This is a genomic window from Saccharopolyspora sp. NPDC002686 (assembly GCF_040295745.1).
Lineage (GTDB): Bacteria > Actinomycetota > Actinomycetes > Mycobacteriales > Pseudonocardiaceae > Saccharopolyspora > Saccharopolyspora oryzae.
Window position 1 is genome coordinate 1 of the sequence record NZ_JBEOVY010000092.1, and the last position, 22931, is coordinate 22931.

At 70.2% G+C, this 22931-nt stretch carries 27 protein-coding genes; 5 read left to right on the plus strand and 22 right to left on the minus strand.

The window, feature by feature from the left end:
* From ABTZ89_RS14800 to ABTZ89_RS14885, 18 genes are all read right to left on the minus strand, one after another.
* Nucleotides 1–702, minus strand: a 702-nt coding sequence (locus ABTZ89_RS14800) for a UbiD family decarboxylase domain-containing protein (RefSeq protein WP_351044549.1), incomplete at its 3' end; no start/stop codon positions are given.
* A gap of 26 nt (nucleotides 703–728) precedes the next feature.
* Entirely contained in the window at nucleotides 729–1310 is a 582-nt protein-coding gene (locus ABTZ89_RS14805; RefSeq protein ID WP_351044552.1) for a UbiX family flavin prenyltransferase, read from the minus strand.
* Nucleotides 1311–1464: 154 nt separating this feature from the next.
* The gene (locus ABTZ89_RS14810; protein WP_351044554.1) at nucleotides 1465–1923 is read right to left on the minus strand and encodes a MarR family winged helix-turn-helix transcriptional regulator; all 459 of its coding nucleotides are present in this window, start codon (nucleotides 1921–1923) and stop codon (nucleotides 1465–1467) included.
* A gap of 101 nt (nucleotides 1924–2024) precedes the next feature.
* Nucleotides 2025–2414, minus strand: a complete 390-nt coding sequence (locus ABTZ89_RS14815; protein WP_351044557.1) for an SRPBCC family protein — start codon at nucleotides 2412–2414, stop codon at nucleotides 2025–2027.
* An 11-nt stretch (nucleotides 2415–2425) separates the two neighbouring features.
* Nucleotides 2426–2611: a tautomerase family protein gene (locus ABTZ89_RS14820; protein ID WP_270947223.1), complete on the minus strand. Its 186-nt coding sequence runs from the start codon at nucleotides 2609–2611 to the stop codon at nucleotides 2426–2428.
* A 28-nt stretch (nucleotides 2612–2639) separates the two neighbouring features.
* Complete coding sequence (locus ABTZ89_RS14825; RefSeq protein ID WP_270947224.1) at nucleotides 2640–3608, minus strand: 5-oxoprolinase subunit C family protein; 969 nt, start codon at nucleotides 3606–3608, stop codon at nucleotides 2640–2642.
* Nucleotides 3598–4494, minus strand: a complete 897-nt coding sequence (locus tag ABTZ89_RS14830) for a 5-oxoprolinase subunit B family protein (RefSeq protein WP_351044562.1) — start codon at nucleotides 4492–4494, stop codon at nucleotides 3598–3600. The genes ABTZ89_RS14825 and ABTZ89_RS14830 overlap by 11 nt, the downstream gene beginning before the upstream one ends.
* Nucleotides 4491–5864 (minus strand): acetyl-CoA carboxylase biotin carboxylase subunit, encoded by a 1374-nt coding sequence (locus ABTZ89_RS14835; protein ID WP_351044565.1) that lies wholly within the window; start codon nucleotides 5862–5864, stop codon nucleotides 4491–4493. The genes ABTZ89_RS14830 and ABTZ89_RS14835 overlap by 4 nt, the downstream gene beginning before the upstream one ends.
* Nucleotides 5861–6112, minus strand: a complete 252-nt coding sequence (locus ABTZ89_RS14840) for an acetyl-CoA carboxylase (protein WP_351044568.1) — start codon at nucleotides 6110–6112, stop codon at nucleotides 5861–5863. The genes ABTZ89_RS14835 and ABTZ89_RS14840 overlap by 4 nt, the downstream gene beginning before the upstream one ends.
* A 19-nt stretch (nucleotides 6113–6131) precedes the next feature.
* Nucleotides 6132–6854: a 5-oxoprolinase subunit PxpA gene (pxpA, locus tag ABTZ89_RS14845; RefSeq protein WP_351044571.1), complete on the minus strand. Its 723-nt coding sequence runs from the start codon at nucleotides 6852–6854 to the stop codon at nucleotides 6132–6134.
* A gap of 103 nt (nucleotides 6855–6957) precedes the next feature.
* Nucleotides 6958–7293, minus strand: coding sequence for a monooxygenase system ferredoxin subunit (locus ABTZ89_RS14850; RefSeq protein WP_270947229.1), 336 nt, complete (start codon nucleotides 7291–7293; stop codon nucleotides 6958–6960).
* A 15-nt stretch (nucleotides 7294–7308) separates the two neighbouring features.
* Nucleotides 7309–8316, minus strand: a complete 1008-nt coding sequence (locus ABTZ89_RS14855) for a 2Fe-2S iron-sulfur cluster-binding protein (RefSeq protein WP_270947230.1) — start codon at nucleotides 8314–8316, stop codon at nucleotides 7309–7311.
* Between the two features lie 17 nt (nucleotides 8317–8333).
* Nucleotides 8334–9320, minus strand: a complete 987-nt coding sequence (locus ABTZ89_RS14860; protein ID WP_351044576.1) for an aromatic/alkene monooxygenase hydroxylase subunit beta — start codon at nucleotides 9318–9320, stop codon at nucleotides 8334–8336.
* A complete protein-coding gene (locus ABTZ89_RS14865) occupies nucleotides 9317–9655 on the minus strand; it encodes an MmoB/DmpM family protein (RefSeq protein WP_351044578.1) in 339 nt (112 codons plus the stop codon). Before ABTZ89_RS14865 ends, ABTZ89_RS14860 begins: the two co-directional genes overlap by 4 nt.
* 8 nt (nucleotides 9656–9663) lie before the next feature.
* The gene (locus ABTZ89_RS14870) at nucleotides 9664–9918 is read right to left on the minus strand and encodes a toluene-4-monooxygenase system B family protein (protein ID WP_270947233.1); all 255 of its coding nucleotides are present in this window, start codon (nucleotides 9916–9918) and stop codon (nucleotides 9664–9666) included.
* Between the two features lie 24 nt (nucleotides 9919–9942).
* Nucleotides 9943–11439 carry a YHS domain-containing protein gene (locus ABTZ89_RS14875; protein ID WP_270947234.1) on the minus strand — a complete coding sequence of 499 codons (1497 nt, stop codon included), beginning with the start codon at nucleotides 11437–11439 and terminating at the stop codon, nucleotides 9943–9945.
* Between the two features lie 47 nt (nucleotides 11440–11486).
* Entirely contained in the window at nucleotides 11487–12191 is a 705-nt protein-coding gene (locus ABTZ89_RS14880) for a hypothetical protein (RefSeq protein WP_270947235.1), read from the minus strand.
* A 135-nt stretch (nucleotides 12192–12326) separates the two neighbouring features.
* On the minus strand, nucleotides 12327–13853 hold the full coding sequence (locus ABTZ89_RS14885) for a helix-turn-helix domain-containing protein (RefSeq protein WP_351044583.1): 1527 nt from the start codon (nucleotides 13851–13853) through the stop codon (nucleotides 12327–12329).
* Nucleotides 13854–14116: 263 nt separating this feature from the next.
* On the opposite strand from ABTZ89_RS14885, the gene ABTZ89_RS14890 reads away from it, so the two are divergent.
* Nucleotides 14117–15088 carry a 5-oxoprolinase subunit B family protein gene (locus ABTZ89_RS14890; RefSeq protein ID WP_270947237.1) on the plus strand — a complete coding sequence of 324 codons (972 nt, stop codon included), beginning with the start codon at nucleotides 14117–14119 and terminating at the stop codon, nucleotides 15086–15088.
* Nucleotides 15085–16092: a 5-oxoprolinase subunit C family protein gene (locus tag ABTZ89_RS14895; RefSeq protein WP_351044588.1), complete on the plus strand. Its 1008-nt coding sequence runs from the start codon at nucleotides 15085–15087 to the stop codon at nucleotides 16090–16092. Before ABTZ89_RS14890 ends, ABTZ89_RS14895 begins: the two co-directional genes overlap by 4 nt.
* A gap of 111 nt (nucleotides 16093–16203) precedes the next feature.
* Here ABTZ89_RS14895 and ABTZ89_RS14900 read toward each other — a convergent pair whose 3' ends face one another.
* From ABTZ89_RS14900 to ABTZ89_RS14915, 4 genes are all read right to left on the minus strand, one after another.
* Nucleotides 16204–18576 (minus strand): glycoside hydrolase family 65 protein, encoded by a 2373-nt coding sequence (locus tag ABTZ89_RS14900; protein ID WP_351044591.1) that lies wholly within the window; start codon nucleotides 18574–18576, stop codon nucleotides 16204–16206.
* Between the two features lie 20 nt (nucleotides 18577–18596).
* Nucleotides 18597–19349 carry an HAD family hydrolase gene (locus tag ABTZ89_RS14905; protein ID WP_351044594.1) on the minus strand — a complete coding sequence of 251 codons (753 nt, stop codon included), beginning with the start codon at nucleotides 19347–19349 and terminating at the stop codon, nucleotides 18597–18599.
* A gap of 124 nt (nucleotides 19350–19473) precedes the next feature.
* Nucleotides 19474–20961, minus strand: a complete 1488-nt coding sequence (locus ABTZ89_RS14910) for an FAD-dependent oxidoreductase (RefSeq protein WP_351044597.1) — start codon at nucleotides 20959–20961, stop codon at nucleotides 19474–19476.
* A 117-nt stretch (nucleotides 20962–21078) separates the two neighbouring features.
* Entirely contained in the window at nucleotides 21079–21393 is a 315-nt protein-coding gene (locus tag ABTZ89_RS14915; RefSeq protein WP_351044600.1) for a hypothetical protein, read from the minus strand.
* A gap of 252 nt (nucleotides 21394–21645) precedes the next feature.
* Between ABTZ89_RS14915 and crcB (ABTZ89_RS14920) the strand changes: the two genes are divergently transcribed.
* The 3 genes from crcB (ABTZ89_RS14920) to crcB (ABTZ89_RS14930) are packed head-to-tail and all read left to right on the plus strand — an operon-like array spanning nucleotide 21646 to nucleotide 22846.
* Nucleotides 21646–22143 carry a fluoride efflux transporter CrcB gene (gene crcB, locus ABTZ89_RS14920; protein ID WP_351044603.1) on the plus strand — a complete coding sequence of 166 codons (498 nt, stop codon included), beginning with the start codon at nucleotides 21646–21648 and terminating at the stop codon, nucleotides 22141–22143.
* Nucleotides 22140–22481: a DUF190 domain-containing protein gene (locus ABTZ89_RS14925; protein ID WP_351044606.1), complete on the plus strand. Its 342-nt coding sequence runs from the start codon at nucleotides 22140–22142 to the stop codon at nucleotides 22479–22481. The genes crcB (ABTZ89_RS14920) and ABTZ89_RS14925 overlap by 4 nt, the downstream gene beginning before the upstream one ends.
* A complete protein-coding gene (gene crcB / locus ABTZ89_RS14930) occupies nucleotides 22478–22846 on the plus strand; it encodes a fluoride efflux transporter CrcB (protein WP_270947245.1) in 369 nt (122 codons plus the stop codon). The genes ABTZ89_RS14925 and crcB (ABTZ89_RS14930) overlap by 4 nt, the downstream gene beginning before the upstream one ends.
* The last annotated feature ends 85 nt before the right edge of the window (nucleotides 22847–22931 follow it).

Genomic DNA, 22931 nt, shown 5'->3' on the forward strand with positions numbered 1-22931 from the left:
GTAGCCGTCCTCGTCCACGCGATCCGGCAGAGGCATGCAGGCGGCGGCGATCGCCGCCGGAGGTGCGCCGAGGACGAACGCCCACGGGGTCGGCTCGCCGAGGTCGGCCCACTGGCGGTGGATCATCCCGAGGTGCTGCGCGGACATCGCAGGCCCGACCAGCGATCGGCCGTCGCGGAGCATCAGGCGGCTGATCGACCAGCTCGTCCACGTCCCGTCCGGGGACTGCACGACGTGCATCCCGTAGGTGCCCAGGTAGCGTCCGCCGTCCTGGGCGTGGAGCAGCGGTGCCCCGAACCGCTCCAGATCCACCTGGTCGCCGAGGAGGACGTTGTCCTTGACCGGGCCGGAGGCGACGACCGCGGGTGGCAGCGGTTCGGCTCGCATACCCGAGATGAGCCGGTCGACGATCTGCCTCGGTCCGCAGTCTGCGGGCAGGCCGAGGTGCGCCGCGACGCGACCGAAGGCGGTGCCCGGTCGGCCGGACAGCCCTGCGGGTGCGCCCATCAGCCGGTACCCCGGCGCAGCACCGGCAACCCGGTTGAAAACCGGTGCGGGGGCGCCGGTCTCGTAGACGCGACGAGTGATGGCGGCGGCTTCCAACCGCGCGTCCACTTCGGCGTCGATCGCGATCGCATCGCCCCTCGCCAGCAGATCGTCGACGAAATCGCGGAAGTTCAGCGCGCTCCCACGCTGCATCATCGGCTCCTTCCTCCCCGTCGGGGCGGTCATCGGATGTTCGCGGTGGATCGCCGCATGCCGGTCCAGCGCTTCGAGGTGGGCAGGTCCAGGGAGAACTGGTCGAGGATCCGCGCGACGAGGTGGTCCACGATGTCGGCGATCGTCTCGGGCTCGTTGTAGAACGCCGGGGACAGCGGGAAGATCACCGATCCGTTCCGGCTGAGCGAGAGCATGTTCTCCAGGTGGATCGAGGAGAGCGGGGTCTCCCGGGTCACCAGCACCAGCTTGCGGCGCTCCTTGAGCGTGACGTCCGCGGCGCGGCTGATCAGCGACTCGCCGAAGCCCGTCCGGATGCCGGCGAGGGTCTTCATGCTGCACGGCACGACCAGCATCCCGTCGGTCCGGAACGAGCCGCTCGAGATCGCCGCGCCCTGGTCCTCGGCGCGGTAGGTGCGGGTCGCCAGCTCGGCGACCTGCGCGGTCGACAGGCCCAGCTCCTGGTGGAGGGTCGCGCGGCCCCACCGGCTGATCACCAGGTGCGTCTCGACGCCGAGTTCGGCGAGCGCTTCGAGGGCCCGCACCGCGACCGGGGTGCCGGTCGCGCCGGTGATCCCCACGACGAGCTTCATCTGCCACTTCCCAACTATGACGTACACGTCCTTTTAATAGGATGTACACGTCCTATCTCGCGTGTCAAGGGATGCCCTCGTCACGGAGCCGAGGTGGCAGGTGGGTGCGTCAGGTGCGGGAGATCGTGCGGAGCCACGCCAGGAGGCCGTGGTGTCAGGACCGCTTGGCAGGGTCCTCGAGCAGCCGGTGGAGGAGGGAGAGGAACTGCTGCCGCTCCTCGGGGGAGAACACCGACAGCATCTGCTCGTTCACGGAGAGGACCGCGGGCGCGAGCCGCTGCGCGAGGGCCCGGCCGTCGGAGGTGAGGCGCGCGAACTTGCGCCGCTTGTCGGCATTGTCCTTGGTGAGCTCGACCAGTCCCCGCTTGCGGAGCCGGTCGAGCAGGGGAGCGGCGGTCGACTTGTCCAGGTGGGCGAGCGCGCCGAGCGTGCCCTGGTCCAGATCGCCGTGGGCGTTGAGCAGGCTGAGCACGGTGAACTGCGGGCCGGTGAGGTCGTGGTCCACCTGCTCGTGCCACAGCCTGGTGTGGACCTGGTTCAGCCGGCGGGCGAGGGGGCCGAGCCCGCTGATGGCGGCCGTCAGCACGTCGGCGGCACCTTCCGCGGCAGCCACTGCGGTCTCCCTCCCGGAACAAGGACGTAGACGAACTATATCCCTCCGGGCGGACGGCGCGGAGGGCTCCGCCGCGCGGTGGCAGCGGAGCCCTCCGGGTCTCAGCCGATGACGGACGCCAGGTTCCCGACGGCGTCCTCGATGGCCGGGCCGAACTGCTCGGCCAGCTCGGCGGGTTCGACGTCGGTGCTGTAGACGACGAGCGACCGCCCGCCGCCCACGTCGATGACGTCGACCGTGCCGAGGTGGTGCGCCACCTCCAGGTCGCCACCGGTGATCCGGTACTGGAAGCGGCGCAACCGCGGGTCCGCGGTGACGACCTCTTCGTGCAGCCGCACACCGCCTTCCAGCACGACAGTTCGCCGTTCGGCGTCCCCTGTGGACGAAGTGATCGCGGGGAACCACCGGCTGATCCCGGTGCTGTCGCCGACCACCTCCCAGACGGCGTCGGGGGCGGCGTCGATCAGGGCGTGCGCGCGAAGCGTGGCCACGGTGCCCCCGCTCAGCTGTCGGAGAAGAGCTTGCCGGCACGGGCCCAGTTCTCGGTGTCGACGTCGGTGAAGACGATGCCGACCGAGTTGGGCTCGCAGCCGCCGATCCGGCAGATCTCGCGGGTCAGCACCTCGGCGAGCTCCCGCTTCTGCTCGGCGGTACGTCCCCGGAACCAGTCGATCTGAACGTGCGGCATGGGATTTCCTCCTGGGATTGCGGTTGTTTCAGGCGTAGAGGTCGGCGACGCGCCGGGTCCGGGCCCGGTACTCGCGGCGCGCTCCGAGCGCTTCGTCGAGGTCGACCTCCACGAAGCGGGTCCGGGTGTTCGGCGCGGACTGGGCGACCACGTCGAGATCGCAGCTGATCACGGTCGCGACCATCATGTAGCCGCCGCCGGAGACGGCGTCGCGGTGCAGGATGATCGGTTCCACCCCGCCGGGCACCTGGATCGAGCCGATCGGGTAGGGCGCGTCGACGATGTTCGACGGGTCCTGGCCCGCGCCGAAGGGCGGTGTGCGCGGCACGACCGCCAGCTCGGAACCGGTGTAGCGGAAGCCGACGCGGTCGGCCACGGGCGTGAGCGTCCAGGTGGTGGTCAGGAAGTTCTCCCGGCCCTCCGGGGCGAGGATGTGGTCGTAGAGGCCCATCACGACCCGGACCTCGACCTCCTTGCCCAGCGCCGGGCGGAGCTCCGCCGGCAGCACCCGGCCCGCCGCGCGGGTCCGGGAATCGCCGATCGGGAGCACGTCACCGGCGGCGAGCGCCCTGCCCTGGACACCGCCGAGGCCGCCGACGGCGTGCGTGGAGCGGCTGCCGAGGACCGGTGGCACGTCGATGCCGCCGGACACCGCGATGTAGGCGCGGGCCCCGGCCTGCACGAAGTCGAAGTCCAGCACGTCCCCCGCCTCGACGGGGAACGACTCCCACTGCGGTCGCTGCTCGCCGTTGATCCGCGGCGGCAGTTGCGCGCCGGTCACCGCGACCACCGCCGGTTCGGTGAAGACGAGTTCCGGTCCCAGGTAAGCGCATTCGAGCACCGCCGCGGTCGTCGGGTTGCCGACGAGGTGGTTGGCGGCTGCCGCGGAGAACTGGTCCAGCGCGCCGGACGGCGGGATCCCGACGTCGTAGTAGCCGTTGCGACCAGCGTCCTGCACCGTCGTGGACAGACCTGGTTTGCGCACTTCAATCGGCACGGAGCACCTCCAGCAGGCGGGCGTTGAACCCGTCCGGTTCGTCGAGGTAGGCCTGCGGGCTGAAGTCGACCCGCCGGGAGCGGAGCCGGAAGTCCCCGGCCTCGACCTCCGCGACGGTGTCGTCGTAGCGATCCCGGTCGATCGGGGTGAACTTCACGATGTCGCCGGGGCGGAAGTAGACCATGAAGTCGTCGAAGTCCGGCATCGACTGGTCGGGGTCGTAGATCGGCGCGGGGGTGATGCCGAACATCTGGTAGCCGCCCGCGCCGCGGACCGAGTAGACGCAGCCGAAGCAGCCGCCGTGCCCCACCGTCTGCTTCGGGGTGTCGGTCCGCGGGCGCAGGTACTTGGGCACGACCAGCTGCCGCTGCTGCGGGACCATCTGGAACATGAACGGCAGGCCGGTCACGAAGCCGACCATCGAGGTGAACCACGGCGAACCGGAATGGACCCGGATGAACTCCTCCGGGCCGGACAGGCCGTTGATGCGCGCCGCGTACTCGATGTCGGTGGCGTCCGGGTCCTGGTGGCGGTCCCGGAAGCGCATCAGCGTCTCGGTGGTCCACGGATCCTGGTAGAGGACCGGGATCTCGACGATCCGGGTCGACAGGCTGAAGTCGCCGGCGTCGCCGACCTCGCGCTCCAGGTCCTGCAGGTGGCCCAGCAGCGTGCGCGGGTCGATCACGTCCGGGTCGAAGCGGACCTGGTAGGAGGCGTTGGCCGGGCAGATCTCCAGGATGCCGTCCGGCCGGTTCTCCCGCAGCGACGTGGTGATGGCCATGGCCCGGATGCTGGCGGGCAGGCTCATCGATTCGGCGAGCTCGACGAAGATGTGCTCGTCGCCGCCCCAGCTGTACCTCGCGGTGGTGGTGGCTGCTGTGGTCATGTCGTCGCTCCCGTCGGGGTCGAGGTCGCGCGCTGCTCCAGCCAGGCCTCGAGCGTGCCGGTGTCGAACTGCGCGCTGGTGAACCACGGCTGGTCGAGGATCTCGGCCAGCAGCGTCGTGGTGCTGGGCAGGCCCTCCACGACGAACTCGCCGAGCGCGCGCTTGGCCCGCTGCACCGCTGCGGCCCGGTCCTCGCCCCACACGATCAGCTTCGCCATCAGCGAGTCGTAGAACGGCGACACCTGACCTCCTGGGGTCAGCCAGGTGTCCATGCGCACCCAGGGCCCGCCGGGGAGTTCGAGGTGCCCGATCGGACCGGGGCTGGGCAGGAAGCCGCGTTCCGGGTCTTCCGCGCAGATCCGGACCTCGATGGCGTGGCCGCTCCCGCGGATGTCGGCCTGCTCCAGGGAGAGCGGGTCGCCGGCCGCGATGCGCAGCTGCTGGGCGACCAGGTCGACGCCGGTGATCAGCTCGGTGACCGGGTGCTCGACCTGGATCCTGGTGTTCATCTCGATGAAGAAGAACTCGCCGGTGTCGTCGTCGACGAGGAACTCGCAGGTTCCCGCGCTGCGGTAGCCGACCTGGTCGCACAGCCGCACCGCGGCGTCGGTCATCGCTGCGCGGGTGCGGTCGTCGATGCCCGGCGAGGTGGCCTCCTCGATCACCTTCTGCCGCCGCCGCTGCAGCGAGCACTCCCGCTCGAACAGGTGGACCGCGCGGTCGCCGTCGCCGAGCACCTGCACCTCGACGTGCCGGGCGCTGCGCACGAAGCGCTCCAGGTACATCCGGCCGTCGCCGAAGGCGCTGGCGGCTTCCCGCGACGCGGCCGGGAAGGCGGCCACGAGCTCGGTCTCGTCCGCGACGACGCGGATTCCCCGGCCGCCACCGCCGGCGGCGGCCTTCAGCATCACGGGGTAACCGACCTCGGCGGCGGCGCGGACCGCGACCGCCACGTCGTCGATGGCGTCCGGTGTCCCGGGCACGGTGGGCACTCCCGCTGCCGCGGCGACCTGCCGGGCCCGCACCTTGTCGCCCATCTGCTCGATCACCGCGGCGTCCGGACCGACGAAGGTCAGGCCCGCGTCGGCGACGGCAGCGGCGAAGTCCGCGCGCTCGGACAGGAATCCGTACCCCGGGTGGACGGCGTCGGCACCGGCCTCGCGCGCCGCCGCGACGATGGAGTCGGCGACCAGGTAGCTCTTGCTCGCCTGCGAGGGCCCGATCGGGACGACCGAGTCGGCGAGCTGGGCGTGCTTGGCCTTGCCGTCCGCATCGCTGGCCACCGCCACGGTCTCGATCCCGAGATCGCGGGCGGCCCGGATGATCCGCACCGCGATCTCGCCCCGGTTGGCGATCAGCAGCCGCTTCATCCGTCGACCTCGATGACCACCAGGGCCTGGCCGGCGTCGACCACGGACTCGCTGTCGGCGACGACGTCCACCACGGTGCCGGAAACACCGGCGGGGATCTGGTGGAAGGACTTCATGACCTCCACCAGGCCGATGGTGTCGCCTGCCGCGACGGTCTGGCCGACCTGCACGTAGTCGGGGGTGTTCGGATCGGGCTTGCGGTAGAAGATTCCGGGGATGGGCGAAACCACGTCGTGTCGGCTCATCATCGCACCTCGCAGTCGTCGGTCAGGCCAGGTAGGGCTTGAGGGCTTCGTGGACGGCCTTGGCGAGATCCTCGGCGCCCGGCGTGTCGGAGTGGATGCAGATGCAGTCGGCCCGCATCGGGATGTCCTGGCCGTCGACGGAAGTGGCGACGTTCTCGGTGACGGCCCGCACCGAGCGCTCCGCCGCGACGACCGGGTCGTAGGCGTCGTGCTCGCGGGTGATGATCAGCGAGCCGTCGGAGCGGTAGTCGAGGTCGGTGTAGTACTCGGCGATGAAGCCCGCGTCCCGCGACCCCCAGACGTGCTCGTGCTGGGTGTTGGCCATGCCCATGAGCGGGACGCCGAAGACGTCGGCGGCGTCGGCGATGGCGCCCGCCACCTCGGCGTCGCGCGAGGCCAGGCCGTACAGGGCGCCGTGCGGCTTGATGTGGTTGAGCGGCATGTCCTGCTCCCGGAGGAACGCGGTCAGCGCCCCCACCTGGTAGATGACCGACGCGGTCAGCTCGTCGCGGCCCATCTTCAGCTCGCGGCGGCCGAACCCGTCGCGGTCCGGGAAGGACGGGTGCGCCCCCACCTTGACGGAGTGCTGCTTGGCGAGCGCGACCGTCCTGCGCATCACGACGGGGTCCGCGGCGTGGAAGCCGCAGGCGACGTTCGCGATGGTGATGTAGGGCATGATCGCCTCGTCGTCACCGCACCGGTAGATGCTGTAGGCCTCGCCCATGTCGCAGTTGATGGCAACCATCGTTCGTTCCTCGATCCTTTCGGGGTCTGTCCGGCGAACCCGGCTCCGCGCGGCGGAGCGGGTGTCGCAAGTGGACGGTCGCGCCGCCTCGGCGGCGAGCGGGTCAGGAGTGGGCGACCTTCGGCGTGTCACCTTCGGGGTCGACGTAGACGTCGTCGCCGTCGACCTTGACCGGGTAGCGGGCCAGCCGGGCGTGCCCCGGGTTGATGCCTTCGCAGGTGGTCAGGTCGAACCGCCACAGGTGCGCCTTGCAGGTCAGCGTCGCCTTGTCGAGCTCGCCCTCCACGAGTTCGATCTGCTGGTGCGGGCAGATCGCCTGGGTCGCGACGACGTCGCCGCCGTCGAGGTGGGCGATGAGCACCTCCTGGTCGCCCACCTCGAAGGACTCCATCTCGCCCTCCCAGAGGTCGTCCAGGCTGCACACCCGTACGAAAGCCATGAGCAGTCCTCCTCCTCAGCAGAACCGGTCGAAGCGGAGCAGCTCCGCGTCCAGGCCCCGGTCGATCACCAGTGATCTCGCCAGCGCGTCGGTCATCGCCGGAGGGCCGGCCGCGTAGCAGGTGAAGTCGGTGACGTCGTCGCCGAGATCGGCCACGACGGCCTCGTGGACGAAGCCGCGGAAGGCGTCCCCCGCGTCGTCGTGCTGCTCGGACACCGCGGTGCGGACGTGCAGCGCGCCGAGGCGGCGCCCGGCGAGCTCCAGCGACTCCGGCAGGACGATGTCGTCGGTCGTCCGGCCGCCGACGAACAGGTGGACGGTCCGGTCGGCGGCGTCGGGCAGCGCGGCCGCGCCGAGCACGATGCTGGTCATGGCGCCGATCCCGGATCCGCCGCCCACGCACGCGATCTTGCGGTCGTCGTCCTCCCGCAGGTGGGCGTTGCCGTACGGGCCGTCCAGCACGACGGTCGCGCCCACCTCCAGGTGGTCGAACAGGACGGAGGTCGCGCTGCCGCCCGGGGTCCGCTTGATGACGAAGCGCCAGTTCCCGTGGCAGTTGCCGATGTTGCTCATCGAGTAGGCGCGTTCGGTCCGGCCGTCCGGGAGCGTGATCATGGCGTACTGGCCGGGGCTGAACGCCGCCGGTCGCCGGGTGGCGAAGACGAACTCGGCCATGTCGTGGGTCAGCCGGTTGATCTCGCGCAGGTCCGCGGTCTGCCGCACGGGGCGGTGGCGAGCGGGTTGCTCGCTCACCGCGATCCGCACCGAGCACGACGACAGCGGTTCGCTCTGGCACGCGAGGCGGCGCCCCTTGCGCCGGTCCCGGGCGGTGAGCCCGGGCGCGTCGGGGCGGAGGTCGCGCATCTCGCCCTCGACGAGCTCGTAGCGGCAGCTCCCGCAGGAGCCGCTGTTGCACTCGTAGGTGGGGGAGAGCCCCGCGCGGAGGGCGGAACGCAGCAGCGTGTCGCCCTCCGCGCAGGCGAACCCGAGGTCCGTGCCGACCACCGAAACGTGGTGATCCATCAGCGCTTCCACCGTCCTCAGCCGCCCAGCCCGAGCTGGCGCTGGAACGACTTGACCGCGCCGATGGCGTTGTCGGCCGCTTCCGGGTTCTCCGGGATCTCCTCGCCGTAGGCGCGGATGGCGGCCTCGGCCAGCGGCTGCCACTTCTCCACCCAGGCGGTCAGCTGCGCGACGTTGGACTCGACGTCGGACATGTGCGACACCAGCGCCGACGTCCACCGGCGCGAGCGTTCGCTGTCGCGCAGCGCGGCTTCCGCCAGCAGCGCGTGCAGCGTGTCGCCGTGCCGGCGCGCGCTGACGCCGAGCTGCCGGAGCACCACCTCGTCGAACGCGGGCTTGGCGACGACGTTGAGCGCCACGAACGCTTCTGCCCAGTCGAACGTGGTGAGCTGGCGCTCCATGAGCTCGCGGAAGCCCTGCCAGACCGGCAGTTCCTCCCACAGCTCCCGTTCGCGGTCGCCGAAACCGATGCTGGGGTGGGCGATTCCGAGCTCCGCGGTCCGGTAGGCCACATTGGACAGCCAGCGCAGCGAGTCGGCCGCCTGGAACGCGGCGCAGTTGGCGATGGTGCTGGCCGGCGACATGTGCACCAGGTAAGCGCTGGCCATCTGGATGGTGTGCAGCAGGTAGCGGCTCGGTGTGTAGAGCTGGACCAGGGCGGCGGTCCAGTCGGGGGCCAGGCCCTTGTCGTGACCCTCCGCGTTGTGCTGGTCGAGGAGTCCTTCGACGTAGGTCTCCTGGCCGTCCTGCAGGATGTTGTAGGTCCGGTAGACCAGCTCGTCCGGGTCGCGGAAGGCGTCCCAGTCCGGGTGCGTGATCGGGCTGCCGTTGCGGTGCTTCCGGTAGAAGTCGGCCATGAAACCGGTGTGCCCGACGTCCCACGGCTGCTCGGCGTCCCGGGTGTGCCACAGCAGCTTCGTCGAGACGATCTCGTACTCGCTGGGCTTGCGGCGCCTGGCGGTCAGGTGGCCCCAGGTCTTGAGGGGCTTCATCGGTGTGCTCATGCGTGGGCCTCCCCGGCCTCGGGGCTCTTCGCCCGCTCGAAGGTGTGGAAGAAGCGGTAGACGTCGCTGCCGGTGTCGATCCGGCCGACGAACGACGGCATGATCAGCTCCAGTTCGGACATCTTGAAGGGGCGGCCGAGCTCCTCGGCGATCGTGGCGCGGTGCAGCACGCACTCCCCGCCCTCCACCTCGATGCGGAGGTAGGAGCCGCGGTCGCGGATGTCCACGCGGCGTCCCTCGTTGTCGATCACCGCGGCGTCGGCGACCGCGCGGGCCACCTCGCCGGACTGCAGCACCGGGCCGACCGGGTCGACGATGGGATCGATGTCGCTCATCGGGCTCCTCACTCGAAGTAGATTTCGATGCACTCGGTCGCTTCGAGCGCGGCATCGGCGACCGTGCTGTCGCGGGCGTACGGCGCGTCCGCGCCCTGCTTGCGGACGCGCAGCGTGCGGCCCGGCCGCTCCGCCACGTGGATGCCGATCGAGTTCGCGGCGGCTGCTGCGGCCACCTCGTCCATCGTGCTGCCGGAGTCCACCGGCAGGAGCTTGATGACGAAGTCGCCCTCGAAGTTCGCCGCCAACGGGATGATTGCCATGACTGGACCTCCTCGATCCGCCGGTCAGCCGGCGCTGGCGAGCTTGTTGCGGTAGGTGTCGACCCAGGCGAAGCCGTGCGCGTCCTCGCCGCCGGGGCCGATGCTGCCCAGCCCCATGTACTCGAGGACGCCGCCGAGGTCGGCCGGCTGGATGTCGCCGCCGAGGAACCGGTCGACGATGCTCTTGTGGTGCCGGTAGCGCTCCGGGTCGTCCTCGAAGATCCACTTGTCCACTTCGGACGCGAAGTGGTAGCGGCGTCCTTCGTGGACGAGCGAGATGTCGCGCAGCGTCTGGGAAGGAGTGCCCACGATCGGCAGCTGGGAGACGTTGCAGACGACCGGGAGGGTGCTCGGGATGGTCTGCTCGGTGCGCCCGTTCGCCAGGTTGTCGATCAGGACGTCCCACACCTTGCCGAAGGTGTCGTTCCAGCCGGGGTACTTCTCCTCCAGCCAGTCCCGCTCCTCCGGGCTCACCCCGGCGGCCGGGTCCCACCACAGCGTCGGGCGCCACGAGTAGGTGCCGAGGTGCTGGCCGTGGTGGTGCTCGGAGATGTCGCGCAGGAAGATGTCCCAGTACCACGGCTTGGACAGCCCGAGGTCTTCCAGGGACCGCATGAACTGCGTGACGATCCACTCCTCCATGAACTCCTTGAAGGACTCGCCGCGCACCTCCAGCGGCACGTAGTAGTCCATCGGGATGCCGGACAGGATGGTGAAGAGCCGGTAGGAGCGCCAGAACGCGATGTCGATCTTCTTCTGGGCCTCGTCCTTCCGGCCGTTCTCGATCAGCATCTGCAGCAGGGGAGTGCCGAGCTGCGCGTGCCTGGCCTCGTCGGACTGGATGCTCTGGATCAGCTTGGAGAAGGTGAAGTCGCCCGCGTTCGCCGCGTCCCCGGACAACCCGATGAACTGCAGGTTGGTGAAACCGGTTTCGAAGGCGAAGTTCGCGAAGATCGACGTGGACAGCGCGTCGCGGGTCATCATCACGTCGTCGAAGAAGTGCCGCGCGCCGAGCGTTACCCAGTTGTTGCTGAACATGGACGCGTGCGACCACTCGAACTGGCGGTCCTTGTTCACGTACTCGTGCGGGAAGAACAGCTGGATCTGGCCGTGCCGGATCTCGTCGAGCATCCCGAAGGTCGCCATGTTGCGCATGCCCGGTGCCTTGGACCAGCGCACGAATCGGGCTTCCTGGAACGAAGCGCCGTACTCGACGAGCGCGACCGCGGCGTAGTGCTCCTTGAGGATGGAGATCCACCCCGGGTCGGCGTTGTGGTAGAGGTCGGCCCGCTCCAGCGCGGCCTTCACCGAGTAGGCCCCGGCGTCCTTCTGCCGCTGCACGTCGACGTACTCGCGGTAGCTGATCTTGTAGGGCTCGTCGTAGGTGGCCCAGATGTGGTCGGGCAGGCCCTCGCCGCCGCTGAGCTCGGGCGGGAACAGCTCGTCGGCCGTCACGTACTTCGGGGTCCACTCGGTGCTTCGCGCGATGTCGTACCACTGCGCGCGTTCCAGCAGCGCCATAGTCGCTCCTCAGCGATTCGTCGTGGGACAGGGGTTTTCGGGATCGATCAGCTGCCGTGCTCGGAACCCAGCGGTCCTTCGCCGCCGGGGTAGCAGAACGTCATGGACGGGGCGTAGAAGCCGAACGTCACCTGCAGCGGATCCGCCGGCCGCAGCTGGTAGGTCGGGTGGTCCGGGGCGAGGAACTCGAGGGACAGCACCTCGAACTCCTCGGCGACGTCGGCGACGTACGGGTAGCGCCCGCTGATGAACTCCTCGTCGCGCCGCGTGATGTAGCGCAGCTGCCCGGCGACCCGCTGCGGTGCGCCGACGCGAACCCGCGCCGTGGTGCGGATGACCGGCCGACCGCCGATGCGGGTGGTGGCGACGAGGACGTCGTCGTCGAGGATCAGCTCCGTGCGCCCGCTCTCACCGGCCGGAACGCCGCGTTCGCGGGCGTAGCGGGTCATCGACTCGGAGCTGTTGTGGTAGTGGGTCCACCAGCGCCCCGGCACGCCGGCCTCGGTGTCGAGACCGGACAGGTTGGCCCCGAGGTAGGTCAGCGAGTAGGCGCCGAACGCCTCCTCGCCGACGGCCGAGGTCTGCTGCGGCCCGTCGACCACGTACTGGTTCAGGTAGCAGGAGCGGTCGTCGGCCGGGGTGAGGCCGTCGGGAACCAGCTTCGCGACGCTGTCCGGATCCGCTGGAACCCACACCAGGTAGAGGGTTCGGGAGTCGGTGATCAGCTGCGGGGGGTGCAGCGACGTGCCCATTGGCGCCTCCTGGCTGACCGTGGCGATCTCGGCGTGACTTGCACCTCAGATCGTGTTCGACGGCGGCCGCGGGCAGCAGTGCGCATCTTGGACAACGTCGGCGCGAACCGTGCCACGTTGGCGCACTAAAGCCGATCAGAGCTGGTCATCGAGCTGCAGCGCGATCCAGAGCTCCGCTCTGGTGGTCGGGTCGTCGATGTTGACGCCGAGCGCTTCGGCGACCTTGCCCATCCGGTGGCGCAGCGTGTGGCGGTGGACTCCCAGCGCGGAGGCCGATGCGTCCGATTGCCCGTTGTTCGCGAGGAACGTCCGCAACGTGTGTCGGAGGTCGACCTTGGGATTGCGGCTCTTGTCGCTCAGCGGGGCCAGCAGCGCCTCGGCCCATCCGCGCGCCTCGGCGTTGTTCAGGTGCCGCAGCACCCCGGCCGTCACCACGTCGCTGGCGAGCGCGAGCTTGCCAGTCGTACCCGACGCGCTGGTGAACACCGTGCGAACCTGCTTCCACGCTTCGGGGAGCTCGTGCGGCGGCGTCGGGTCGCTGACCGCGCCGCGGGCGTGCGGGATGCCGCGCAGCAGCGACTCCAGCGTGCGGATGTCACCTTCGGCGGGAGGCATCACGACGACGACCCGACCGCGCTCCCACTCGGCGACCAGCGCGCAGAGGCTGCGCAGCCCGTGGTCGTTCTCCGCCTGCTCGAGCAGTTCGAGCTCGTGCCCCGCCGGTGCCCCGAGCAGGGCGACGCGGAGGTTCCCGGACGGGAAGTCGGAATCGAGCGATTCGGCGATCGACGCCGCCAGCTCGACGTTGCCCCCGATCGCCGCCTGGAACACCGCTCGGCGCTGCCGCCGCTGGGTGTCCAGGATGCCCCAGGCGCTGTGCAGGTCGGCGCACAGCAGCGACACGGCCGTTCCCAGCACCGCGTGCTCGGCCCGGCTGAACTGCGTCGACCTGCCTACCGCCAGGTAGCCCCGGATGCGTTCCCGCACGATCAGCGGGAACAGCACGACGGACTCGCCCGCCACGGTCATGCTCAGGCTCGACGAGCCGCCCTGCTCCCGCAGCCGGGGCAGGTCGATGCGGATCCGGGCCAGGTGCATGCGCGCCGCGGGCACCCCGGCCCGGAGCTCGCCGTCCTGGTCGAGCAGCAGCACCCAGCTGTGCGTGGCCTTCGCCAGCCGCTCGACCATCGCGCGGGCCGCGTAAGGCGACAGCGAGGCGCGGGTGAGGTCGCGTTGCGCCGCGACCGCGAACTTCAGCTCCTTCTGGCGCTCGTCGGAGATGCGTTGTGCCACGAAGCGGCTGATGGTGCCGAACCGGGTCTTGGCGGGGACGGAGATCAGGGGCAGCTGCGCCGCCTGCGCGGCGGCCACGAGGTCGGCGGGGACGTTCGAGTAGAAGGACGTGGTGCCGAAGCCGAGCGCGACGGCTCCGGCGGCGGCCAGTCGGTCGACGTACTGCTTCCTGGCTTCCAGATCCTGTGGGATCCTGGATCCGGTTGTCAACACCAGCTCGCCACCGTCGACATAAGACGACGGATCGGTCAGCTCGCTTATCAGCGCCCACGTCAAGGTCTTCCGCATCGCGGGAGTGCCCGCGCCGGCGACGACGGACAGGTCGAGGCCCGACCGGTCGACGAGTTCCTGGACCGTCAGAGCCGACATCGTGCCTCCTGATCGGACGGTGCGCGGATCGGCGCAGGGCGAGGTGGACTGCGCATTCGAAGGGATGTGCCCGGGGTTTCGCGGCGACGCGGCAGCAGGGGACTCCTGGGGCAGCGGACCTTATCACGGCGCATTCCGCGATCGTCCGCTCTGGACAACGACTTTCGACGTCTGTACAAAATGAGCATCGCTCCCGGGTTCCGGGATCGGTGACACTGGCTAGCCGTCCGACGCACGTGGGATTCCAGGAGGGGTAGTCGTTCATGGCGGCGATCATCGCTACCGCGGAGGTCAGCACCAGCGGACTGCGCGTGACCTACCGAACCGCCGGTGATCGCGGCGTCTTGATCGAGTACGGGCAGCAGTTCCCGGTCGACCTCGGCCTCAACTTCTTCGTGCACGCCGCGGCCCGGCACCTGGACCAGCACCCGGTGCGCGGGATCCTGGAGGTCGTGCCGGGGCTGCGGTCCCTGCTGGTCCACTACGACCCGAGCACCATAGGTCAGGCCGGGGTGGTCGCGGCGATGGACGAGTGCCACGAGGACATACCCGAGCCCGACTCGCTCGTGCTGCCGAGCCGGCGGCTGCGGCTGCCGATCGCGTTCGACGACTCGACGTCCAGGGAAGCGGTGAACCGCTACCGCATCAGCAGCCGCCCGGAAGCGCCGAACGTGCTGGACGGGAACAACATCGACTACATCGTGGCGTGCAACGGGCTGCCGGACCGCGAGAGCTTCTACGCGACGGTACTCGAGACGGAGTGGTGGAACGCCTTCACCGGTTTCTACCCGGGACTGCCCTCGCTGCTGCCGCTCGATCCCCGCTCCGAGGTGTTCGCCCCGAAGTACAACCCGGCCCGCAGCTGGACGCCGGAAGGCGCCGTCGCCCTCGGCGGTCCGTGCCTGGTCATCCACCCGATCGAATCTGCCGGTTCCTACCAGATATTCGGCCGGACGCTGCCGATCAGCGCGCTGACCCGGCGGCCCCGCGCCCACCGGATCGACCCCATCCTGATCTACCCGTGCGATCGGATCTCGTTCTCCCGGGTCAGCGAGGCCGAGCTGGTCGAACTCCGCAGGCAGGTGTTCGAGGGGCGCTACGACTACGACATCGAGCCGGGCGAGTACGCGGTGGCGGAGCACTGCAGCGCGGTCCGCGACGAGCAGGTGGCGGCCGAGGCCGAGCGCCGCCGCGCGGCCCGCCAGGCCGCCCACGGACTGGTCAAGATCCCGTGACGCCGCGGGTGGACGAGCAGGCGATCCAGGCGTTGGAGGTGCTGGAGCCCGGTCTGCAGACGACCGTCCAGGACCACCCGGGTCGCCTCGGTCGGCAGGCGCTGGGGTTCTTCCCCTCCGGTCCGGTGGACCACCTCGCGTTCCGGTTGGCGAACATGCTGGTGGGCAACCGTCCCGGCGCGGCGGCCTTGGAGATCCCGCTGGGACGCTTCCAGGCGAGCATGCTGTGCGACACCGCGATCGCGGTGTGCGGTCCGGAGGTGGAGGTCTCGCTCAACGGCGCGCCGATCCCCATGTGGGAATCGGTCCCGGTGCGCGCTGGTGACCAGCTCAGCTGCGGGGTGATCCGCGGCGCGGGCTACCGGATCTACCTGGCCGTCGCGGGCGGCATCGAGGTCCCCGCGGTCTTCGGGTCGAGATCGACGTTCCTGGTGGCCGGCATCGGTGGCCACGACGGCAGGGCGCTGGAACGCGCCGACGTGCTGCGGATCGGTGCGCCGGGCGAGGAGCGGATGCCCCGGCGGGTACCCGTCTCGCTGCGGCCGAGCTACGCCGCCGATTGGGAGATCGAGGTCCTGCGCGGCCCGCACGCGGACCCGGACTTCCTGACCGCCGAGGACTTCACCGAGTTCCTCGAGGCGTCGTGGCGCTGCGACCTGAGCTCGGACCGGGTGGCGGTGCGGTTCAACCCCCACCGGTTCCGCTGGGCGCGGGCCAGCGGGGACATCGCCGGAGGGCACCCGTCGAACATGCTCGACGGGAGCTACCCGCTCGGCGGGATCCTCGCGTACGGGGACGTGCTCACCATCCTGGGACCGGACAGCCACACCTCGGGCGGGTTCGCGGTCATCGCCACGGTGGCGTCGGCGGCGCTGTGGAAGGTGGGGCAGCTGCGACCCGGCCGCGACGCGGTGACCTTCCGGGAGATCGACCTGGAGCAAGCGGCTGCGCTGGACGCCCACGTCGAGCGGTTGCTCGACGGCCGGACACTGGAGGTGCGTTGACCGCGTCAATTGCCCAGTGGCGCAAGATGTCTGGAAAGTCCGAAGTGGACCGTTGGTGCGCCATCCGTTCGGAGTCTGACGAAAACCTCGCGCCCGGCGGTCGTCGAGAGCTCAGCCGCCAGGAGTCGGCCGGAGCCGGCGTCGGGTCGGAGCGCGCCCCGCGGGCTGGTGGGGAAGGGGGTTCTCCGGCGGCGGTGGGATCGGCATGGTGATCTCCCCACCGTGGGTGAGCGTGATGCGGTGGCCGTGGTGCGAGGTCTGCACCGGCTCGCCGTGGGTCAGCGCGTAGATCGCTTCGTCGTGGTGGATGGTCACGCAGATCCGGCTCTCCGCGAAGCACATCCGGAACGAGATGCGGCTCAGCGCAGGCGGTAGCCGGGGCGCGAAGCTCAATTCGCCGCCGTGGTCCCGCATTCCGCCGAACCCGGCGACCGCGGCGATCCACGCACCGGCCAGCGCGGCGATGTGCAGTCCCTGGCGCACGTTGCCGTAGATGTCGTGCAGGTCGGCCAGGGCCGCCTCGGCGAAGTAGTCGTAAGCCAGTTCCAGGTGCCCCACTTCGGCGCAGAGCACCGCCTGCACGGAGGACGACAGCGACGAGTCCCGCACGGTCAGCGGCTCGTAGTACGCCACGTTCCGGGCCTTCTCCTCCGGGCTGAACGCGTCCCCGCGCATGAACATGGCCAGCACCAGGTCCGCTTGCTTGATGACCTGCTTGCGGTAGAGGTCGAAGTACGGGTAGTGCAGCAGCAGCGGGTAGTTCTCCCGGGGTGTGTTCGCGAAGTCCCAGTGGGCGTGGTTGGTGAAACCCTCGGATTGCGCGTGCACGTCGAGCGCGTCGTCGTAGGGCACCACCACCCGGTCGGCCGCATCCCGCCAGCGGGCTGTTTCCTCTTCGTCCACGCCCAGCGCGCCGGCCAGTTCCGGGTGCTTCTCGCAATGCGTCGCTGCCTCGTGCAGGTTCCGCTGCGCCATCAGGTTGGTGTAGACGTTGTTGTCGACCACGGCCGTGTACTCGTCGGGACCGGTGACCCCGTCGATGCGGAACCGCCCGTGCGCGTCGTGGTGCCCCACCGACGCCCACAGCCTCGCCGTCTCCACCAGCAGTTCCAGCCCGGCGGTCGCCTCGAACTCCTCGTCCCCGGTGGCCGCGAGGTAGCGGGCGGTGGCATCGGCGACGTCGGCGTTGATGTGGAAGGCCGCCGTACCGGCCGGCCAGTAGCCGGAGCACTCGTCGCCGTTGATCGAGCGCCACGGGAACGCGGCGCCCGCCTGGCCGAGCTGAGCAGCGCGGTTCCGCGCTTTGTCCAATGTGGAATGCCGCCATTGCAGCGCGTTCCGCGCGGCCTCCGGGACGGTGTAGGTCAGCAGCGGCAGCACGAACGACTCGGTGTCCCAGAACGCGTGCCCGTCGTAGCCGGGGCCGGTGAGCCCCTTCGCCGGGATCGCCCTGGTCTCCCCGCGGGCACCGGCCTGCAGCACGTGGAACAACGCGAACCGGACCGCCTGCTGCAGCTCGGCGTCGCCGTCGATCTCCACGTCCGAGGCCTCCCAGAAGTCGTCGAGGAAGGCGCGCTGCTCGTCGAGCAGACCGCGCCAGCCGCTCTGCCGGGCGCCGGCCAGAGCGGCTTCGACCTGGGACCGCAGGGCCTGCGGGGACCGCTGGCTGGACCAGCCGTAGGCGACGTACTTCGTCAGCGAGAGCTTCTGCCCCGGGGACACCTCGGCGGCCGCGGTCAGCCGCGCCAGGTCCCCTTCGGTCCGGTTCTCCGTCCACACCTGGCCGGGCGCGTTGAGCTCGTGGTCCATCGCCGCCGCCATGCGCAGGCCGGACCGGCGGGTGTGGTGGCCCAGCACGGCTCGGCGGCCCTCGCCCACGCCGAAGTCCGGGACCAGCGCGCCCTCCAAGACGGCGGTCACGCGCGGATCGTCGACCTCCCGCTCGATCGGTTCGTTGGCGATCAGCTCGGACTGCACGACGAGCGGCACGCGGCCGTCCAGCGGCTCGACCTCGTAGTGGATCGCGGCGATGGCGCGCTGGGTGAACGAGACCAGGCGCTCCGAGGTGATGCGCACGTGCCGACCGGTGGGGGAGACCCACTCGGTGTCGCGCCGCAGCGTCCCCGACCGGAAGTCGAGCACGCGTTCGTGGTGCGGAGCCGAGCCGTAGCGCATGTCCAGCGGCTCGTCCTCGACCAGCAACCGGATGATCTTGCCGTCGGTCACGTTGACCACGGTCTGCCCGTCCTCCGGGTAGCCGTACCCGGCCTCGGCGTAGGGCAGCGGGCGGCGTTCGTGGAAGCCGTTCAGGTAGGTGCCGGGCAGGCCGCGAGGTTCGCCCTCCTCGAACGAGCCCCGGAGTCCGATGTGGCCGTTGGACAGGGCGAAGGTGGATTCGGTGCGGCGCAGGGCGTCCAGGTCCAGCCACCGCCACCGCAGCTCCCACGGGGCCACTTCGTAACCCGGCAGTCGAGGAGTCGTCACGTCGTCCACCACCTCGCGCTTCAGCGGTCCGCGACCAGGAGGTCGGCCAGGTCCTGGACCACGACGTCGGCGCCGTGCGCCCGCAACTCCTCCGCCTGGTGGGTGCGGTCCACGCCGACGACCCACCCGAACCCGCCGGCCCGCCCGGCCTGCACCCCGGCCAGCGCGTCCTCGAAGACCGCGGCCTCGGCCGGTGCGACGCCGAGCGCCCGGGCCCCGGCCAGGAAGGAATCCGGTTCGGGCTTGCCGCGCAGGTTCTGCTCGGCGATCACCAGACCGTCGACGCGCGCCCGCACGAAGGAGCTCAAACCAGCCGCGTCCAGCACCGATGCGCCGTTCTCCGAGGAGGTCACCACGCCGATCGCCAGCCCCGCGTCCCGCGCAGCCTCCAGGTAGCGCACCGAGCCCGGATACGGGGTCACCCCGCGTTCTCGGATGATCGTCTGCAACGTCCGGTTCTTCCGGTTGCCCAGGCCGTGGACCGTTTCCGCGGCCGGCGGGTCGTCGTGCTGCCCGTCGGGCAGGGAGATGCCGCGGGAGGCGAGGAACTGCCGCACCCCGTCCGCCCGCGGCCGCCCGTCCACGTGCTCCAGGTAGTCGTCCTCGGTGAACGGCGAGAAGTCCTCGCCCTCCCGTTCCCGGAGGAACGCGTCGAACGTCTCCTTCCACGCCGCCATGTGCTGCACGGCGGTGCTGGTGAGCACCCCGTCGAGGTCGAAGAGGCAGGCCGCGATCCGCTCCGGTGCCACGCGGCGCTGCCCGGACTGGCCCATGCTCGGAAGATTTCCGGGAACGCAGGACTCCAAACGTGGCCGTGGTCTGCCAGGCACGAACCGTGAGCTCCGGACGTCCCCAGAACAGCGCTCGGCAGGTTGCTCGTGATGATGTGCGGTCCGTTCACACCTGGTGGGGGCCTGGTTCGCCCAACCAGAGTTCCAGCACCCGGCGCAGCTCTTCGGCGCTGGGGCTTTCGGCTGCCCAGGCTGCGTAGCCGTCGGGGCGGACCAGGAGGGTGAAGCGCAGGTCACCGGCCGGGGCAGCTGCCACCACTCGATCCGCCCACGACTCGGCGACAACAGCAGTGTCCCGGCCCACCAGGACGAACTTGCGCTGGCGCAGCGCCTCGTACAGCCGACCGGGCACACCTGCCAGGCGGATGTCCGGTACGCGGCGGCCGGTGAGCGGATGAGAGCACCAGGGAGCGCGGTAGGCGATCCCGATGCCGGATATACCGCGTGCCACGTGCGCCTCCACCACGCCCAGCTGGTGCGCCACCGAAGCCACCCCCGCCCGCAACGCGCGGATCAGCGGTGACCGGGTGATCACGGCGGTGAGGAGTGCGTGGCTCACGCGCAACACCATCCGCCCCACCGGATAGCGCTCCGCGTGGTAGCTGTCCAGCAGCGGATCCTCGGCCCAGCCGTGCAGCACGGCTGCCAGCTTCCAGCTGAGGTTCGCAGCGTCCTGCATCCCGGTGTTCATGCCCATGCCGCCCAGCGGCGAGTGGATGTGCGCGGCGTCGCCGGCCAGGAACACCCGCCCCCGCCGGTAGTGGGGGACCTGCCGTTCATCGCTGTGGAAGCGGGAAAGCCAACGCGCGTCGTGCATCCCGACGTCGTCGCCGATCGTGAGCGCCGTGATCTCCCGGACCTCGTCCAACGTGACCGGGGCGTCGTCGGGCAGCTGGGCCTGCCGGTCCCAGCCGATGATCCGGTACCAGCCATCCCCGAAGGGCGCGAAGAAGGTGAAACCGTGTTCGTTCGAAGCGAAGCGCAGGACTTCCGCCGGCGGACGCTCGAGGAGCACATCGGCCAGCAGCACGGACGTGACCACCGGCCTCCCGGGGAACGGCATCCCCAGGCTCCGCCGGACGGTGCTGCCCGCCCCGTCGGTGCCGACGACGTAGCGGGCCCGGAGCGTTTCCGGCGTGCCGTCCGGACCCCGCACGTCGACGTCCACGCCGTCCCGGTCCTGTCGCACGTCCGTGGCCCGAACCCCCCGCCGGAACTCAGCGCCGGCGTTCTGGGCGCGGCGCAGCAGGAGCCGCTCGACCTGCCACTGGGGAGTCGTGAGCATGAAGGGGAAGCGCGTTCGGAGCTGGGAGAAGTCGATGTGGACGCGGCTGAAGGGACGCATCTCCGCGGTCGGCGTCCCGGTGCTGATGATTTCCTCGGCCAGACCGCGGGCATCGAGCTGCTCCAGCGTTCGCGCATGGACGCCGAAGGCGCGGGTCAAGTGGGATTCGTGATCGCGACGTTCCAGCACCGCGACGTCGACTCCAGATTCGGCGAGATCGCCGGCGAGCACGAGTCCGGTCGGACCGGCCCCGATCAGCAGCACGTCCCTGATCGGTGTCCGGTGTTCGTCAGCGGAGCCGCCAGCCACGTCTCCGAGTGTCGCCCCAGCCGGGAGGTGACGCTCGGCGAGGCAGTGAATTCCTCGTGGAGAAGGGAAAACCGGTTCTCAGGGGTCGCACATCGCGCTGCCGCTGGTCGCGTGAAGTCAGATGTCGTCCTCGCGGTGGTCGTGCGCCCGGAACACGTCCATCAGCAGGTCCTCGGCGTGGCGGTACTGCAGGGTGTCGACCCACAGCCGGTACTTCCCGGTGGCGCGCCGCCCCGCGGGGTGCGCGACGTAGCCGGCGATGCGCGCCTCGGCGAGGGTGAACAGCACGTCGGCGAGCTGGTCCGCACCGATGTCGGCCAGCTCCGCCCACGACGAGGCGGGCACACCGTTGTCGAACCCGCCCGGCGGGAACCAGAACATCGGACCGCGTTGGTCGAACCCGTGGTCGGGTTCGTGGCGTGGTGCGCTCACCCCTCTCACCGCCCCTTCGCTCCGCAACCGCATCCAGTGTCACGCGCAACGCGCTCGCTCCGCCACCCTCCGCACGCGCGGGAAGCGCTCGGTATGGCGGCGGGCACGAACGGCGGACACCACGAGCCCGGGCGGGTAACCTCGGAGCCGGTGGTGGGGCTCACCGATCCGGACGATCCGGAGAACCGCGGTATTGCCGCCAACAGTCCCTACTCGACCTGACGACCGTTGGGCTGCAGTAGGGAGAAGTGCGTGACCAGCGATGCCGAGCTCACCGAACCGATCGATCCGGACGTGGACCTCCGCGTACGCGCGCAGCGACGTGAACTGGTCCGTTCCCAGCTGCCCGTCCTCGGGGTGATCTCCCTCGGCGGCGGCATCGGTGCGCTGGCCCGCTTCGGGGTCGCGCAGTGGCTGCCGACCGGTCCCGGCCAGTTCCCGTGGGCGACGTTCTGGACCAACGCGATCGGCTGCTTCCTCATCGGGATCCTCATGGTCCTGATCACCGAGGTGGTGTCCGCGCACCGCCTGGTGCGGCCCTTCATCGGCGTCGGATTCCTCGGCGGTTTCACCACTTTCTCCACCTATGCCGTGGAAATCCACAACCTGCTGAAGCCGGGGTCCGTCGGTACCGCCTTCGCGTACCTGGTCGGAGCCCTGCTGGCTGCCGGGCTCGCGGTGGTGCTGGGCGTCTGGTTCACGCGGTGGGCCACCGGCGTCCGCCGCTCCGCGGGAGGTGACGCCGCATGAAGGAAGAACACCCCGCCCTGCGGCTGTCCGTCTTCATCGGCGAAGACGACACCTGGCACCGCAAACCGCTGTACCACGAGATCGTCCGGCGGGCCCGCGAAGCCGGTCTCGCCGGCGCCACCGTGCTGCGCGGCAGCGAGGGCTACGGCGCGCACTCCACAGTGCACACCCAGCGGCTGCTCGACCTCGCCGACGACCTGCCGATCATCGTGATCATCGTCGACGTGGCGGACCGCGTGCGCGCTTTCCTGCCCCAGCTGGACGAGCTGGTCGCGGAAGGCACCGTGCTGCTCGAGGAAGTCCACGCCATCCGCTACACCAGGAGCCACCAGTCGTGACAGCCGTACTCGTCTTCGTCGGCGCCATGGTCGGCGCACCCCTGCGCTACTTGACCGACCGCAGCGTCCAACGCCGCCACGACAGCGTCTTCCCCTGGGGCACCTTCACGGTCAACATCGCCGGATCCCTGGTCCTCGGTGGCCTCGCCGGCGCTGGCACTGCCCTGCCCAGCCCCGCGATGGCATTGCTGGGGCTCGGCTTCTGCGGAGCGCTGACCACCTACAGCACGTTCAGCTACGAAACCCTCCGCCTCGTCGAGAGCCACGCCCACTTCTACGCGGCGCTCAACGTGATCGTCACCGTGATCGCAGGCGTGGGTGCAGCCCTCCTCGGTTACACCGCAGTAGCAGCCCTGATCAGCTGACCTGCCTCGCGGCGGTCGGCGAGTCCGCTGGCGCTGAGATCGCCGACCGGCAAGCCCGGCTCGTCGGGGCCCTGCAACATCCGGT